This window comes from Neorhizobium sp. S3-V5DH, from assembly GCF_004343065.1.
Taxonomy (GTDB): Bacteria; Pseudomonadota; Alphaproteobacteria; order Rhizobiales; family Rhizobiaceae; genus Neorhizobium; species Neorhizobium huautlense.
The window spans coordinates 1-14,537 of sequence record NZ_SMCL01000019.1 but is presented as its reverse complement, the minus strand read 5'-3'; the positions used below and the strand labels follow the sequence as shown (position 1 = coordinate 14,537).

The window sequence follows — 14,537 nt, the reverse complement described above, 5'->3', positions numbered from 1 at the left end:
GTGCACAAGCAATGGAAGAATGCCGACCTTACGGAAATGTAACCTCACGGGATTTCACGCTTTTGTTAGATCGGATGCATACATGGACTGCCAGTATCCGGTGCCGATCGAAACCTCCGCCGCCGCTTCTCCACAATTTGGCCCTCTCCCTCGCAGAGACTGGGAATAAAAGAGGAACATTTTCTGGTCTTTCGGGTCCGAATCATTACATTGGCCGCATGAGTAACAGTTTCGACGATATTCCGTTCTTCGATGAGGAACCGGCGCCGCGCAAAGCGCCCGCTCCTCAGGGGAACGGCGGGCTTGGCATCGCCGCCCGCGCCATGGCAGCCCGCGACCAGTCCCGCGCGGCACCCGACTATCTCTCCGGCCTCAATCCCGAACAGCGCGAGGCGGTGGAGACCATCGACGGCCCGGTTCTGGTACTCGCCGGCGCCGGCACCGGCAAGACCCGGGTGCTGACCACCCGCATCGCCCATATCCTTGCGACCGGCCGTGCCTTCCCCAGCCAGATCCTTGCCGTCACCTTCACCAACAAGGCGGCGCGCGAGATGAAGGAGCGGATCGGCGTTTTGGTCGGCGGCGCGGTCGAGGGCATGCCCTGGCTCGGCACCTTCCACTCGATCGGCGTCAAGCTGCTCCGCCGCCACGCGGAACTTGCCGGCCTCCGCTCCGACTTCACCATTCTCGACACCGACGACGTGATCCGGCTGATCAAGCAGCTGATCCAGGCCGAGGGGCTGGACGACAAGCGCTGGCCGGCCCGCCAGTTCGCGGGCATGATCGACACCTGGAAGAACAAGGGCCTGCTGCCCGCCGACATTCCCGAAGGCGACGCACGCGCCTTTGCCAACGGCAAGGGCCGCGAGCTTTACGCCGCCTACCAGGCGCGGCTGAAGACGCTGAACGCCTGCGATTTCGGCGATCTCCTGCTGCATCCGATCGCGCTCTTCCGGCAGAACCCTGATATCCTGAAGGACTACCACAACCGGTTCCGTTATATCCTCGTGGACGAATACCAGGATACCAATACGGCGCAATATATGTGGCTGAGGCTGCTCGCGCAGCGACCGAAGGGTGTGGCGCAGAACGTCTGCTGCGTCGGCGACGACGACCAGTCGATCTATGGCTGGCGCGGCGCGGAAGTGGACAACATCCTGCGCTTCGAAAAGGATTTTCCGGGCGCCAGGGTGATCAAGCTGGAGCGTAACTACCGCTCCACCGAACATATCCTCGGCGCCGCCGGGCATCTGATCGCCCATAACGAAGGCCGGCTCGGCAAGACGCTTTTCACCGACCGCGTCAACCCGGACGACGAGAAGGTGATGGTGCATGCGGCCTGGGATTCAGAGGAGGAGGCGCGCGCCGTCGGCGAGGAGATCGAACAGCTTCAGCGCGGCGATTCCGACGGCAGGAAACATGCGCTGAACGACATGGCGATCCTGGTGCGCGCCTCCTTCCAGATGCGCGAGTTCGAAGATCGGTTCGTGACGCTCGGCCTCAACTACCGGGTCATCGGCGGCCCGCGCTTCTACGAACGGCTCGAAATCCGCGATGCCATGGCCTATTTCCGGCTCGTCTGCCAGCCGGCCGACGATCTGGCCTTCGAGCGGATCGTCAACACGCCGAAACGCGGCCTCGGCGACACGACCGTGCGCTACCTGCACGACTATGCCCGCGCCCGCGACGTGCCGATGCTTGCCGCCTCCACCGAGATCATCGAGACGGACGAACTGAAGCCGAAGGCGCGCAAGGCGCTGTTCGACGTGGTTCAGAGTTTCAGGAACTGGCAGACGCGCCTCGAAACCACGCCGCATACCGAGCTTGCCGAACAGATCCTCGAAGAGTCCGGCTATACGGACATGTGGAAGAACGACAAGTCGGCGGAAGCGCCGGGCCGGCTCGAAAACCTCAAGGAACTGGTCCGCTCGATGGAAGCCTTCGAGTCGATGCGCGGTTTCCTCGAACACGTCTCGTTGGTCATGGATGCCGAGCAGAACGAGGACATGGATGCCGTCTCGATCATGACGCTGCATTCGGCCAAGGGGCTCGAATTCGACACGGTTTTCCTGCCCGGCTGGGAGGAAGGGCTTTTCCCGCACCAGCGGGCGCTCGACGAAGGCGGCCGCTCGGGGCTCGAGGAGGAACGCCGCCTCGCCTATGTGGGCATCACCCGCGCCAAGCATCGCTGCCACATCTGGTTCGTCTCGAACCGCCGCATCCATGGCCTCTGGCAATCCACCATGCCGTCGCGCTTCCTCGACGAACTGCCGCAGGCGCATGTTGACGTCGCGGTCGCCGAGAGCAATTACGGCGGCTACGGCGGGCGCGGCGGCTACGGCCAGTCGCGCTTCGATAAGGCCGATCCCTTCGCCAATTCCTATTCGACGCCGGGCTGGAAACGCGCTCAGGCGAACAAGACCGACGCCACCCGCGACAACTGGGGCACCCGCTCCGGCCATGCGGTCGAACGCATCGGCTACGGCGAAAGCGGCCCGCGCGGCCGCACGATCGAAGGCGAACTGGTGGCGAAATCCGTGGCCGACACGCCGTCCCAGTTCTCGGTCGGCGACCGCGTCTTCCACATCAAGTTCGGGAATGGGAATATCTCGGCCATCGAAGGCAACAAGCTGACGATCGATTTCGACCGGGCCGGGCAGAAGCGGGTGCTTGAGGGGTTTGTGGAGCGGGTGTGAGGGTTATCCTACCACCCGCAGCCTAGGCAACTGGTCCCACGTCTGGCCTTGGTATTCTCTGCCGGTCTTCTTCTTGTTGACCCCGCCCCATTGCTTGAAGAAGAATGCCGTCTCGGCACTGTCGCACGCGGCTTTGATCTCATCCACCCAAGCCACATCCATGGGGCGGGCGCCAGGCCCGGATTCCCCGCCAACAATCGCCCAGTCGATTCCCGCAAGATCGACAGAACCTACCGCACGAATGAGCGGCTCGAATGAAATGAACCTGACAGCTGCCGGGGTATTCTTTAGGTGATCAATCCTGTCAATGTAGTCGCGGCCTTCAACCGACGTACCAAGCCAGACATTCTCAAGCACCGGTAGACCACGGCTAGACAGTACGCGCGCCATGTTATCTGGTCGCTTCGTCAAAATTTGGAATATGTGCCAATGAGCTTCGCTCATTGTTTCCCAGACTTGCTCAATAAAATCCTCCGGCACCGCATCCTGAAAAAGGTCTGACATCGAATTGACGAAAATCATGCGAGGTTTTCGCCAGGACACAGGGGCTTCAATGACGCCGTCGTTGAGGATCACCTTGCCCGTCCACACTTGGCGGCGCCCGCTCTTTCGGGTAGTGCCGCGGTAGCTTGGATGTCCCATCGCTTCCAGTCTCGCAGCCATCCGCATCGCATAGCAATTGGTGCAACCGGGAGAGATGATGGTGCAACCGGAGACCGGATTCCACGTCGCATCGGTCCATTCAATATCTGAGAGCCCAGCCATCACTTCCTCGTCATTATATGGTCCACCACCTTTAGCGCCAGCGTTCGGGCACTTTCCCGGCGATTCGCGCACGCAAACAGCAGCGAATAATAGTGCCTGCCGTTCCGTCCCAGTGGAATCCAGCGCTGTGACACGCCCTTATCGAAAATCGTCCCCATACATTTGATCATATATCGCGTGATGCCATCGGCTGTAGCAATCTTCTGGAGGTCAGGGGAATCCGGGCCAAACATATCGGATTGCGCTGGCGGCACCGCCGCTACCACTTCACTTCTCCAGTTGAAGGGTCCGAACATTTGGTCAATCGAGGCCTCTGCATCGCTAAGCACCAGCCCATTGCTTTTGACCTCCCTTGCAACTCCGAGCCAAGCCGGAAACAAATACCAGAGATCTATTTTTCCCGTCCTGGCAATCACTTCCAGCGTCTGCCACTTAACTTGATTGCCAAAGGGGTCCAAGAAGACAAGCGCTCTATCTTTGCTTGTAAGGTTCGCACAAAAATCCTGCACAACGGCGTTAGCGTCGGAGTGAGTTATCTCAATTCGCTCCCGCAGATGCGGAAACTCATTCAGCAGTTTCGACAATTCCCGGGTATTCTTCTTCTTCGCGTCGGCGAAAACATATCTTGAAAAAGGTATCTGCACTGATAAGGCACGACGAGCAGACCCCACCATAATCTCTGAGGCATCAATCATTTCAGAGAGTAGCGGCATGTCAGTGGCTGCTACTGGGATTTCGCCAGTTCCCGCAAATGCATCAAGATAGTGTAGCCGATAAGGATCGGTTGGATTCGGCTTCTCCCGCAAAGCTCTCGTGTAGAAATTTGCATAGTCAAAGACAGACTTTAGCTTAACTTCAGTATGTTTGTGCGCGAATGGAACTTGTGCCATCACCCCTCCGGAACATAGAGGGAACATACCGCAGAGCGGAGGAATTGCAACCATAATTTGCAGCTGAGACACTGCGAAAATTGCCTATTCGGTGCACTTAAATTCTGAATCCGCCCACTCCCTTAATCCTACCCGCCCCCTCCTCACCTCGCTGATCGGCGGCACGGGGGTGTCCATCGCGAGGGCCGTCATGCCGGTGTAGGATTTGGCGGCTGGGGCGGAGAAGCCGAGGGAGCGGAAGGTTTCTTCCCATTTGTCGCGCGGCGTGGTGACGACCTTGACGGGGCGTTCGAGCCATTCTGCAAAGGCGGCCGCGACATCGGCTGGGGTGTAGCGCTCGGGGCCTTCGACATGGAGCAGCCGGGTTTCGCCGGCCAGCTCGGTCATCAGGTCGGCGGCGGCCTCTCCCAGATCCTTGGGCGCAACCATCGGCAGGCGGAAATCCTTCGGGAAGAACGAGTTGAGCACGCCGTCTGTCTTCGCCGTTTCGAGGCTCATCTCCCAGTTGGTCATGTAATAGGCGGCGCGCAGGATGCTTGAGGGGATCGGCTGGCGCTTCAGGCCCTCCTCCAACTCATAGAGCGTGCCGAGATCGCCGATATGTTCGCCCTTGCGGGCGCCGTAGGTGGAATGGCCGACGATCTTTTCGAGGCCGGAGCCTTCGATCGCCGCGAGGATCGAAGCGATCGTCTTCTTTTCCCCGGCATCGGTATCGGTCTTCGGCGAGGCCGACGGGTTGAGGATGTAGAGCCGCCTGCCCTGAGCGAAAATCCTCTGGAGAGCTTTGGTGTCGTGAACGTCCGCGACCGCCACTTCGGCGCCGCGCTGCCGCAACTTTTCCGCCTTGTCGGCATGGCGAGCAACGACCGTGACCGCTTCGCCGCGCGCAAGAAGAGCTTTTGCAGTCGCCGAACCTGCCCGGCCCGTTCCGCCGAGAATGATGTGCATCGCTGCCTCCTAAACTTTGCGATGAAAATCGCTGAAGCGCCTCCTTGTTCCCCCCGCTTGCGGCTTTGCCTCCGCCCGGCTACCTCTGTTTCAGCACGGCACCGAGGAGGCAGCATGTATCTCACCAATCACGACCTGATCGAGCTTACCGCCTGGCGGCAGAGGCTGCATGCGATGCCGGAGGTGTCCGGCCAGGAGATCGCGACGGCTGCCGAAGTGCAGGCTTTTCTCGCAGGGACCAGCCCGGACCGGGTAGTCTCCGGCCTTGGCGGCACGGGCGTGGCTGTCATCTACGACAGCGGTGCGCCCGGGCTGACGGCGCTCTTCCGCGCCGAGCTCGACGCGCTACCGATCGAGGAGACGGGCAAGCCCGCGCATCGCTCGCGATTGCCTGGCAAGGGCCATATGTGCGGCCATGACGGGCATATGGCGACGCTGGCGGCGCTCGGGCGCCATTTCGGCCGGCAGCGACCGGCGCGAGGGCGGGTCATCCTGCTCTTCCAGCCGGCGGAGGAGACCGGCGCAGGTGCTGCGGCTGTGCTTGCCGACGAGCGGTTTGCCGAGCTTTCGCCGGACTACAGCTTTTCGCTCCATAACATGCCGGGCCTGCCGCTCGGCCACGCCTGGCTGAAGGACGGGGTGGTGAACTGCGCCTCGCGCGGCCTGAAGATCACGCTGTCAGGTCGGACGGCGCATGCCTCCGCACCGGAGACGGGCATCTCACCGGTGCCGGCGGTGGCGAAGCTGATGCCGGCGCTGACGGGCTTGAGCGGCGGAAGGATCGCAACCGAAGATCTGGTGCTCGCGACAGTGACGCATGCGTCAGTCGGCGAGCCCGCCTTCGGCATCGCGCCGGGTCACGCGGAGATCTGGGTGACGCTCAGGACGATGACGGACGGCAAGATGCAGGCCCTGGTGGATGCCGCCGAGGCGCTGGTCGGCCAAGCTGCCGCGGAAGGAGGCCTGGAATACGGTTTCGAATACCACGACATTTTCAGCCATTGCGAGAACCACCCGGAGGCTGCCGCATTGCTGAGGGTCGCGATGGAGGCGGAGGGCGTATCGCACGAGCCGGGAGAAGCCTTCCGGGCTTCGGAGGATTTCGGCCGGTTCGCGGGCGTGTCGAAATCGGCGATGTTCTTTCTCGGCGCCGGCGAGCGCCATCCGGCGCTCCACAATCCCGACTACGACTTTCCCGACGACCTGATCCCGATCGGGGCCAAGGTATTCCTACGGGTGGCGCGGGATATTCTCGGATGAGCGACGCCGATCAGGCGTCGCTGCCGCTGAAGAGCTTGGCGATGAAATTGTCGCCGCCGCCACCGCTGCCCGGGCGCTTGCCGTCCCACTTGGGCACGATCACCATATGGGTGATTTCGCCGCGCTGGAACGCCTTCAGGAAGCGGTCATAGTCGGCAAAGGCCACGCAGCCGTGCGAGTCGCCGCGCACACGCAGCAGAAAGCTGTGCGCCAAAAGCCCGGTGCGGTTCTGCGGATGCCTGCCGTCGACGGATGTCAGGCGGATCGCGGCCACCCCGTGGAAGAGCTTTTCGCGCATGGAGAGCTTATAGGTGCCCGGAGGGGTCGGGCCGCGCATCTTCACATGCGTGAATTTCGGGTTGTCGCGCATGCTGCCAATGCCGGAATGCGCTTCGAGCTTCGTGCCGTTCGGCATGTGAACGACGGCATTGCTGATGTCGTAGATCGCGACCTTGGTGCCGATACCCGGCCATTTCGGCGCAGGACCCGGACGCGCAGGCGTGTCGCGCAGGGGATTGTCGGGCTTGGCGAAGGCAAGCGCCGTCGGCTTGTCGTCTTCGGCAGGCTGCGCCGGCTTCTGCGGCGCGACGGCGGCAATCGCAGCCAGCGCGCTCGGCTTGGCCGGCCGGCCCGGGAAGGCAGACGACGGGCGGATGACCGGAAGCGGACCGGCCTTCGGAAGCGCATGGGCTTCGGCGGGCGCCGGCTCGTCGGTCGCCTCGACGGCGGCCTCTTCCAAGGCGTCGGCATTGTCTTCGACAGCCGTTTCCTCGAGCGCGGCCATCTCGACCGGCTTCATGTCCTTCAGTTGTGCAACGGAGGTGGCAGGCGCGGCATCCTGGATGAGGTCAGGCATGACCTCGTCGCCGCGCGGGGCAACCACGACCAGGCTTTCCATCGCCGGTGCCAGCGCCGCGCGGATGGCCTCGGCGCCAGGGCGCCGGTTTGCCAGCGCTGCGAACTGCCGTTCGCTCTCGGCGTGACGGTTGGCCTTGGCGAGCAAGGCGCCCAGCATCTGCCTGGCGCTGGAGCGATCCGGCTTCCGCGCTTCGAGCGCCGCAACATCGGCGCCGTCGAGACGTCTGCTCTTCGGGCTGGCCGGAGAACCGTCGGAGAGACGGGAAAATTTGGAAACATCGATCTCGCGCGCGCCTGGCGCCGCGGGCGCAACAGCAGGAGCAATCGGCTTGGCGAGGGCAATCTCGAACTTGACATCCGCCGTGGATTTGACCGCAGTCGCCATGGTTGCCACTGAAGCGCCCACAAGCGCCACCATCGTCAGCCCGAGGCCGACTGCGACATTCGTCAGGAGAGAGCGGGATTTCTTGCGGCGTTTCGGCGCCTTGCGTGCCTGTTTGCCATTCGCGGAAGCCTGGACCGTACGCGCCATCACTTGTTACCCGAACCGTTACCCACACGGGCGGAGAACACTTGCGTGTCGCCGCCGATACAACCGAGGCAGGACACAGCCGGAGAAGATGTGTACCGGTCCATGCCTGAGGACTGCCGGTGAGAATGAACGATTATGGTAACCAATGTCTTTACGCCCGCCCCGATTTGGTTTCGGTGGTGCACATAAAAGCGCATGCCGCCAGAAGTTTAGCCGAAATATGGCGTTAAGGTGTTTGTGGTATGCGAAACTGTGACAGTCAATACTTCGGCCACTGCAGGATGGGCCAAATCCACAGCCAGTGTTGCCTTATTGCCGCATGGCAGCCACAATCTGTGCCGTATCGGCCAGGATCGAATCACCCATAAACGCAATATTTTCCATGGCGCGCTCAGCCGCTTCCGCATGACCTGCTCCGCAGGCATCGCGGATGACGATCGGGACAAGCCCCAGATCGCATCCGTGACGGACGGTCGGGTCGATGCCGATTTCGGTCGCGACGCCGCAGATTGCAAAAGAGGTCAGGCCGAGATCGCGCAGGATGATCGCCAGCGGCGTGCCTTCGAAGGCGGAAAAGGTGATCTTGTCGAGAACCGCCTCGTCGGCGGTCGGTTCCAGTTCCGGGGTGATCTCAAAGCCCGGCGAATCGCGCAGGAACCACGGATGCACGGCATCCGGATCCTCGGTCCGCTGCCAGGCCATCGCCTGACGCATCTGGAAATGTCCCATCAGCGGCTTCGGCATCGACAAATGGCGAAAAAAGATGACCGGGAAGCCGGCCGCACGCGCCGCGTCCAAAACCGTCTTCACCTTGGCCGTGATGGCCGTCCCATCCTTGAGCTGGTGCAGGATACCGACCTGCATGTCGTAGACGACGAGCGCCATCCGGTCCGGGCGACAGAAATCCTGAAGCGTCTTGCCTATCTTCTGCGCCATCGTCACCCTCCCGTTTTGTTCCGGATGGCTCAATAGCAAAGAAACGGAGAAGGCGCGATAGGGAGAGGCGCAAGGTCAACCGGCGCGGCATGCGCCGGTCCGATTCGGATAGCAGTCCAAGACGTCGATAAGACCTCCCGGACTGTGCAAAAGCAATGATGATGTCAGCCGTTCACGACCATGCGCTTCTCGTCGCGGCCGCTCTTCATCCGCTCGGCGAGCAGGAAGGCGAGTTCGAGCGCCTGGTCGGCGTTGAGGCGCGGATCGCAGTGGGTGTGATAGCGGTCGTGCAGATCCTCAGCCGTGACGGCCCGGGCACCGCCGGTGCATTCGGTCACGTCCTTGCCGGTCATCTCGACATGGATGCCGCCCGGATGGGTGCCTTCGGCACGATGGATCTGGAAGAAGCTCTCGACTTCCGACAGGACGCGCTCGAAGGGCCGCGTCTTGTAGTTGTTCAAGGTGATCGTGTTGCCGTGCATCGGATCGCAGGACCAGACGACTTTTCTGCCTTCCCGCTCGACCGCGCGGATGAGCTTCGGCAGGCTGTCGGCGACCTTGTCGTAGCCGAACCGGCAGATGAGCGTCAGGCGACCGGCCTCGTTGGTCGGATTGAGGGCATCGATCAGTTCGATCAGGTTGTCGGGCTGCAGCGACGGGCCGCATTTGAGGCCGATGGGGTTCTTGATGCCGCGGAAATATTCCACATGCGCGTGATCGAGCTGGCGGGTGCGGTCGCCGATCCAGATCATGTGACCGGATGTGGCGTACCAGTCGCCGGAGGTCGAATCGACGCGGGTGAGTGCTTCTTCATAACCAAGCAGCAACGCTTCATGGCTGGTGAAGAAGTCGGTTTCGCGCAGGCTCGGATTGTTCTCCGAAGAAATCCCGATCGCCTGCATGAAGTCCATGGTTTCGCTGATGCGATCGGCGAGCTTGCGGTAGCGCTCGCCCTGCGGGCTGTCCTTTACGAAGCCCAGCATCCATTTGTGGACGTTTTCCAGGTTTGCGTATCCGCCCATCGCGAAAGCGCGCAGGAGGTTCAGCGTCGCGGCCGACTGACGGTAGGCGTCGAGCTGGCGCTCCGGGTTCGGCGTGCGTGCGTCCTTCGTGAACTCGATGCCGTTGATGATGTCGCCGCGGTAGGACGGCAGTTCGACATCGCCCTGCTTTTCGATGTTCGACGAACGTGGCTTGGCGAACTGTCCGGCGATGCGGCCAACCTTCACGACAGGCAATTGCGCGCCGAAAGTCAGCACGACGGCCATCTGCAGGAAGGAGCGGAAGAAGTCGCGGATATTGTCGGCGCCGTGTTCGGCGAAGCTTTCGGCGCAATCGCCGCCCTGCAGGAGGAAGGCGTTGCCTTCCGCGACGTTTGCGAGCTGCTTCTTCAGGCGGCGGGCTTCACCGGCAAAAACGAGCGGCGGAAAGGTCGCGAGCTGAGCTTCCGTCGCCGCCAGCGCGGCCGCGTCCGGATAATCGGGGACCTGCTGGATCGGTTTCTGCCGCCAACTGTTCGGGGTCCAATTCTGTGCCATCTCACTCACCTGTTACGGCCCGGCACCGAAGGCCGGGCGACCGCCCGTTAAAATAGGGGCGGCTTATAAACCTTAATAGAGGGTTTGCATAGCCGCCCTCGGCCCTAGAGCATCTCCGTCTTTCTGCGCGCCACCGACATGCTCTATCTTGTCGTTTTGACGCACTTCCGGACGGAAAACCGCTTCGCACTTTTGCCGGAACCGCTCTAGATACGCTCGCCGTTTTTGACCCGGTAGCTCGGGTTGTACATCGTGACGAGCTCTTCGGATGCCGTTGGATGCACGGCCATTGTACGATCGAAATCGTCCTTGGTCACGCCCGCCTTCAGGGAGATACCAAGAAGCTGCGCCATTTCGCCTGCGTCGTGGCCGAGCACATGCGCGCCGACGACCTTGCGGCTTGCCGCATCGACGATGAGCTTCATGATCATCTTCTCTGCCCGCCCGGAAAGCGTCGCCTTCATCGGCCGGAACTCGGCGCGATAGACTTCCAGTTCCGGGTAACGCTTCGCCGCTGCCTCTTCCGACAGGCCGACCGTGCCGATTTCCGGCTGCGAGAAGACGGCGGTCGCGATCAGATCATGGTCTGGGGTCGTCGGATTGTCCTTGTAAGCGGTCTCGATGAAGCACATGGCTTCGTGGATCGCCACCGGCGTCAGCTGTACCCTGTCGGTGACATCGCCAAGCGCATAGATATTCGGAACGCTCGTGCGGGAATATTCATCGACGACGATTGCGCCGCGTTCATCCATCTCGACCCCTGCCGCATCGAGCCCGAGGCCGGTGGTGTTCGGATCCCGGCCAAGCGCCAGCATCACAGTGTCAACAGCTATGGTTTCGCCGCAGAGCGTCCGTGCCAAGAGGCCGCCGGCCGGCGCCTTCGTCACCTCCTCGATGACGTCCGTCAGAACGATGCGGATGCCCTTTTCGACCATCGCCTTGTGCAGGCCCTGGCGCATGTCCTGGTCGAACCGCGACAGGATCTCCTTGCCCCGGTAGATGAGCGTGGTGTCGACGCCGAGACCGTGGAAGATGTTGGCGAATTCGACGGCGATATAACCGCCGCCCGCAATCAGGATCGAGCGTGGGAGCTCTGGCAGATCGAAGGCCTCGTTCGAGGAAATGCAGAGCTCGTGTCCGGGCAAGGCGACGTGCGGATTGGGCGCTCCGCCGGTTGCAATGACGATCTTTTCAGCCGTCACGGTCCTGCCGGTCTTTACCAGCCGGACGGTATGGGCATCGACCAGTTCGGCGCGAGTTTCGAGAATCTCGGCGCCGTTGTTTTCCAGCCCGCGACGATAGAGACCCTCGAGGCGCGCGATTTCCTTATCCTTGGCAGCGATGAGTTTTTTCCAGTCGAAGGTGCTTTCTCCGACCTGCCAGCCGTATCCGGCCGCATCCTCAAAATGCTCATGATATTGCGAGGCGTAGACGAAAAGCTTTTTGGGCACGCAACCGCGTATAACGCAGGTGCCGCCGAAGCGGTATTCCTCGGCGATAGCGACGCGCTTGCCGAGCGAGGCGGCGATGCGCCCTGCCCTGACCCCGCCTGATCCGCCGCCGATTACAAACAGATCATAGTCATAGGCGGTCATCGGCAATCTCCTTGAGGCAGGCGGCGGGACGGCTCCCATATAAGTTCCCGCTCTGAAAAGCAAAAGCCCGGATCGCTCCGGGCTTCGACAAAATTATCAACCGGCGAGAAGCCTCAGGGCTTCGGAGCGGGTGCCGGAGCCGGCTTGGCGGCGGGTGCCGGAGCAGGCTTTGCCGGGGCAGCAGTCGGAGCGGCGGGCTTGGCCGGTGCGGCAGCCGGAGCAGCCGGTTTGGCGGGAGCCGCAGGCTTTGCCGGTACCGGTGCGGCTGCCTGTGCTTCGGGCTGCACAGGTTCAACAACCGGCGCCTGGATTGGCGTCGCGTCGATGATACCGCGCAGCTTTTCGGTGCTCTGGTTGGTCAGGTCTCGCGAAATGCCGTTTGCCCAGATTTCGGCGGCCTTGGCCATTTCGCGGGACACAAGCGGCTGGGCCGTGAGAAGCTTCTTGCCGCCTTCGGTGTTGAAGAAGGCCGCGATCGCCTTCAGTTCGTCGATCGAGAAGCTCTTGGCGTAGATGGTCGCGGCTTCCTTTTCAAGATCGGCGCGACGCGGCGCCAGCGCCAGCGCCTGTTCGTCGACAACGCTGCCAATCTGTTCCTGGAAGTTCGGAGAGGCCTGAATATACTGCGCCTTCAGCCGCTCAGCGAGGTTCGGCAGGATATTGTCGTAACGATCCGTGACGTTCAGCGAAGCGATCGCCTCCCGTGCAGCGGCGAGCTGGGCCTCCGACACTTCTTGCGCGCGGGCGGATACCGTAAGGGCGCCGGAGAAGAGAACCGCCAATGCGGCGGCACGGCCGAGAACCGCGAATCTGATCATAAGTTGGTTGCTCCTAGTTTACTTCGCCTTAAGCGTCCGCGCTCCTGCCGGACCGGCAATGATCGCAAAGGACGCCATATGGATGAACAGCCCGTGTTCCACGACACCGGGAATGGAATTCAGCTCTCTCGAGAGAGCCTCTGCATCAGGAATGCGGCCAAAAGATGCGTCGAAAATATGGTGGCCACCATCCGTCATGAAGGTATCGTCGCCCGATTTGCGGAGCTTCAGCTCGCCGCTGAGGCCAAGCTTTGCCGCCACTTTTTCGATCGCGATACGGGTCGCAGCCTCGCCGAAGGGATTGACCTCGATCGGCAGAGGAAAGGCGCCGAGTGCCTCGACGAGCTTGCTCTCGTCGGCAATGACGATCATGCGGCCCGATGCTGCCGCGACGATCTTCTCGCGCAGCAATGCTCCGCCGCCACCCTTGATGAGGGTCAGGTTTTCATCGACCTCGTCGGCCCCGTCGATGGTCAGATCGAGTTCGGGAAGCTCGTCGAGCGATTTCAGCGGGATCCCCAGCTCGACGCAAAGCCTGGCCGTCCGTTCGGAAGTCGGAACGCCTTCGACCTTTAATCCCTCATGGACCTTTTCGGCCAGCAGCCTCACGAATTCCTCGGCTGTCGAACCAGTACCGATGCCGAGCCTCATGCCGTCTTCGACATACGCCAGTGCAGCCTCGGCCGCCTTGACCTTCATTTCCCGGGCGTCCATCCGCCACAAGCTCCCCGCTGTTTTCGCCGAGAGGCTGTTTACACGCCTCCTCCCGCAAGCGAAAGTCCCCCTGCCCGGTTTTGGACCGGCTTTTAAGGCGGGCGCGAATCTCGCATATTTGCTTTTCGCAACCGCATTCCTTAAGGCGGGCAATGTCCCGACACCATTTGCGAGGTTTCATTGACCGCTCCACTCGTCATTTTCGACCTCGACGGCACGCTGATCGATACCGCGCCGGACCTGATCGACAGCCTCAATCATACGATCACCGGGGCCGGACTCGCCCCTGTCACCTTCGATGATCTGACGCATCTTGTCGGCCAGGGCGGACGGGTGATGATCCGGCGGGCCTTCGATCTCAGGAAAACGCCTATCGACGAGCGGGAAACCGACCGGCTGTTTGCCTATTTCATCGACCACTACAAGAACCATCTGCCGGGCAAGAGCCGCCCCTATCCAGGCATCATCGAATGCCTCGACCGGCTGGCGGATGCCGGGATGCGGCTTGCGATCTGCACCAACAAGATCGAGCAGCTTGCGTTTCCGCTGATGGAGCGTCTGGATTTGTCGAGGCGGTTCGCGGTGATGACGGGCGGCGATACGTTTTCGGTCCGTAAGCCGGACGGCCGTCATATCCTCGGCACGATCGAGCGGGCCGGCGGCGAACCCGCGCTCAGCGTGATGGTCGGCGACAGCATCAACGACATCATGGCCGCACAGAATGCGGGCGTTTCCTCGATAGCGGTCGATTTCGGCTATTCAGACGTGCCTGTCCAAACCCTCAATCCGGATCACGTGATCAGCACCTATGACGACCTGACGGCGGATGTGGTGCATGCCCTGATCGGCGTCGACACCAAGCGCGCGGCCCTGGCCAAACAAGCGGTCAAATAAAAAGCAACGGTGTTAGGTGTCAATCGCGTTAGCGTGGTGTTCCCGCATTCTTGCGTTGAGGATGATGATCATCTTTCGCATGACGGCGACGAG

General features: G+C 61.8%; 12 protein-coding genes. 3 read left to right on the top strand and 9 right to left on the bottom strand.

What is annotated here, in order from left to right; translation table 11 throughout:
* The first annotated feature begins 218 nt into the window (after positions 1–218).
* Positions 219–2,696 carry a UvrD-helicase domain-containing protein gene (locus tag EDE09_RS21375; protein ID WP_112798141.1) on the top strand — a complete coding sequence of 826 codons (2,478 nt, stop codon included), beginning with the start codon at positions 219–221 and terminating at the stop codon, positions 2,694–2,696.
* A gap of 3 nt (positions 2,697–2,699) precedes the next feature.
* On the opposite strand, the gene EDE09_RS21370 is transcribed toward EDE09_RS21375, so the two are convergent.
* The 3 genes from EDE09_RS21370 to EDE09_RS21360 form a co-directional block, all read right to left on the bottom strand.
* Positions 2,700–3,461 (bottom strand): phage Gp37/Gp68 family protein, encoded by a 762-nt coding sequence (locus EDE09_RS21370; protein ID WP_112798143.1) that lies wholly within the window; start codon positions 3,459–3,461, stop codon positions 2,700–2,702.
* Positions 3,461–4,351, bottom strand: a complete 891-nt coding sequence (gene tcmP, locus EDE09_RS21365; protein ID WP_165924252.1) for a three-Cys-motif partner protein TcmP — start codon at positions 4,349–4,351, stop codon at positions 3,461–3,463. Before tcmP ends, EDE09_RS21370 begins: the two co-directional genes overlap by 1 nt.
* Positions 4,352–4,435: 84 nt before the next feature.
* On the bottom strand, positions 4,436–5,299 hold the full coding sequence (locus tag EDE09_RS21360; RefSeq protein ID WP_112798147.1) for an NmrA family NAD(P)-binding protein: 864 nt from the start codon (positions 5,297–5,299) through the stop codon (positions 4,436–4,438).
* Positions 5,300–5,413: 114 nt separating this feature from the next.
* Here EDE09_RS21360 and EDE09_RS21355 point away from each other — a divergent pair, with 114 nt between their 5' ends.
* The gene (locus EDE09_RS21355) at positions 5,414–6,559 is read left to right on the top strand and encodes an amidohydrolase (RefSeq protein WP_112798149.1); all 1,146 of its coding nucleotides are present in this window, start codon (positions 5,414–5,416) and stop codon (positions 6,557–6,559) included.
* Between the two features lie 10 nt (positions 6,560–6,569).
* On the opposite strand, the gene EDE09_RS21350 is transcribed toward EDE09_RS21355, so the two are convergent.
* From EDE09_RS21350 to rpiA, 6 genes are all read right to left on the bottom strand, one after another.
* On the bottom strand, positions 6,570–7,949 hold the full coding sequence (locus EDE09_RS21350) for a DUF2778 domain-containing protein (protein ID WP_112798151.1): 1,380 nt from the start codon (positions 7,947–7,949) through the stop codon (positions 6,570–6,572).
* Positions 7,950–8,258: 309 nt separating this feature from the next.
* Positions 8,259–8,885 carry an isochorismatase family cysteine hydrolase gene (locus EDE09_RS21345; RefSeq protein ID WP_112798153.1) on the bottom strand — a complete coding sequence of 209 codons (627 nt, stop codon included), beginning with the start codon at positions 8,883–8,885 and terminating at the stop codon, positions 8,259–8,261.
* A gap of 164 nt (positions 8,886–9,049) precedes the next feature.
* Positions 9,050–10,423: a 3-deoxy-7-phosphoheptulonate synthase class II gene (locus EDE09_RS21340; protein ID WP_105373846.1), complete on the bottom strand. Its 1,374-nt coding sequence runs from the start codon at positions 10,421–10,423 to the stop codon at positions 9,050–9,052.
* 206 nt (positions 10,424–10,629) lie between these two features.
* The gene (gor, locus tag EDE09_RS21335) at positions 10,630–12,018 is read right to left on the bottom strand and encodes a glutathione-disulfide reductase (protein ID WP_112798155.1); all 1,389 of its coding nucleotides are present in this window, start codon (positions 12,016–12,018) and stop codon (positions 10,630–10,632) included.
* Between the two features lie 113 nt (positions 12,019–12,131).
* Complete coding sequence (locus EDE09_RS21330) at positions 12,132–12,836, bottom strand: DUF2059 domain-containing protein (RefSeq protein ID WP_112798157.1); 705 nt, start codon at positions 12,834–12,836, stop codon at positions 12,132–12,134.
* Between the two features lie 18 nt (positions 12,837–12,854).
* Positions 12,855–13,550, bottom strand: a complete 696-nt coding sequence (rpiA, locus tag EDE09_RS21325) for a ribose-5-phosphate isomerase RpiA (protein WP_112798159.1) — start codon at positions 13,548–13,550, stop codon at positions 12,855–12,857.
* Between the two features lie 180 nt (positions 13,551–13,730).
* Here rpiA and EDE09_RS21320 point away from each other — a divergent pair, with 180 nt between their 5' ends.
* Positions 13,731–14,444, top strand: a complete 714-nt coding sequence (locus EDE09_RS21320; RefSeq protein WP_112798161.1) for an HAD family hydrolase — start codon at positions 13,731–13,733, stop codon at positions 14,442–14,444.
* The last annotated feature ends 93 nt before the right edge of the window (positions 14,445–14,537 follow it).

Bases quoted from the DNA above. Each gene is read 5' to 3' on its own strand.
- EDE09_RS21375 (WP_112798141.1), top strand. From the start codon at position 219: ATGAGTAACAGTTTCGACGATATTCCGTTCTTCGATGAGGAACCGGCG.
- EDE09_RS21370 (WP_112798143.1), bottom strand. From the start codon at position 3,461: ATGGCTGGGCTCTCAGATATTGAATGGACCGATGCGACGTGGAATCCG.
- tcmP (WP_165924252.1), bottom strand. From the start codon at position 4,351: ATGGCACAAGTTCCATTCGCGCACAAACATACTGAAGTTAAGCTAAAG.
- EDE09_RS21360 (WP_112798147.1), bottom strand. From the start codon at position 5,299: ATGCACATCATTCTCGGCGGAACGGGCCGGGCAGGTTCGGCGACTGCA.
- EDE09_RS21355 (WP_112798149.1), top strand. From the start codon at position 5,414: ATGTATCTCACCAATCACGACCTGATCGAGCTTACCGCCTGGCGGCAG.
- EDE09_RS21350 (WP_112798151.1), bottom strand. From the start codon at position 7,949: ATGGCGCGTACGGTCCAGGCTTCCGCGAATGGCAAACAGGCACGCAAG.
- EDE09_RS21345 (WP_112798153.1), bottom strand. From the start codon at position 8,885: ATGGCGCAGAAGATAGGCAAGACGCTTCAGGATTTCTGTCGCCCGGAC.
- EDE09_RS21340 (WP_105373846.1), bottom strand. From the start codon at position 10,423: ATGGCACAGAATTGGACCCCGAACAGTTGGCGGCAGAAACCGATCCAG.
- gor (WP_112798155.1), bottom strand. From the start codon at position 12,018: ATGACCGCCTATGACTATGATCTGTTTGTAATCGGCGGCGGATCAGGC.
- EDE09_RS21330 (WP_112798157.1), bottom strand. From the start codon at position 12,836: ATGATCAGATTCGCGGTTCTCGGCCGTGCCGCCGCATTGGCGGTTCTC.
- rpiA (WP_112798159.1), bottom strand. From the start codon at position 13,550: ATGGACGCCCGGGAAATGAAGGTCAAGGCGGCCGAGGCTGCACTGGCG.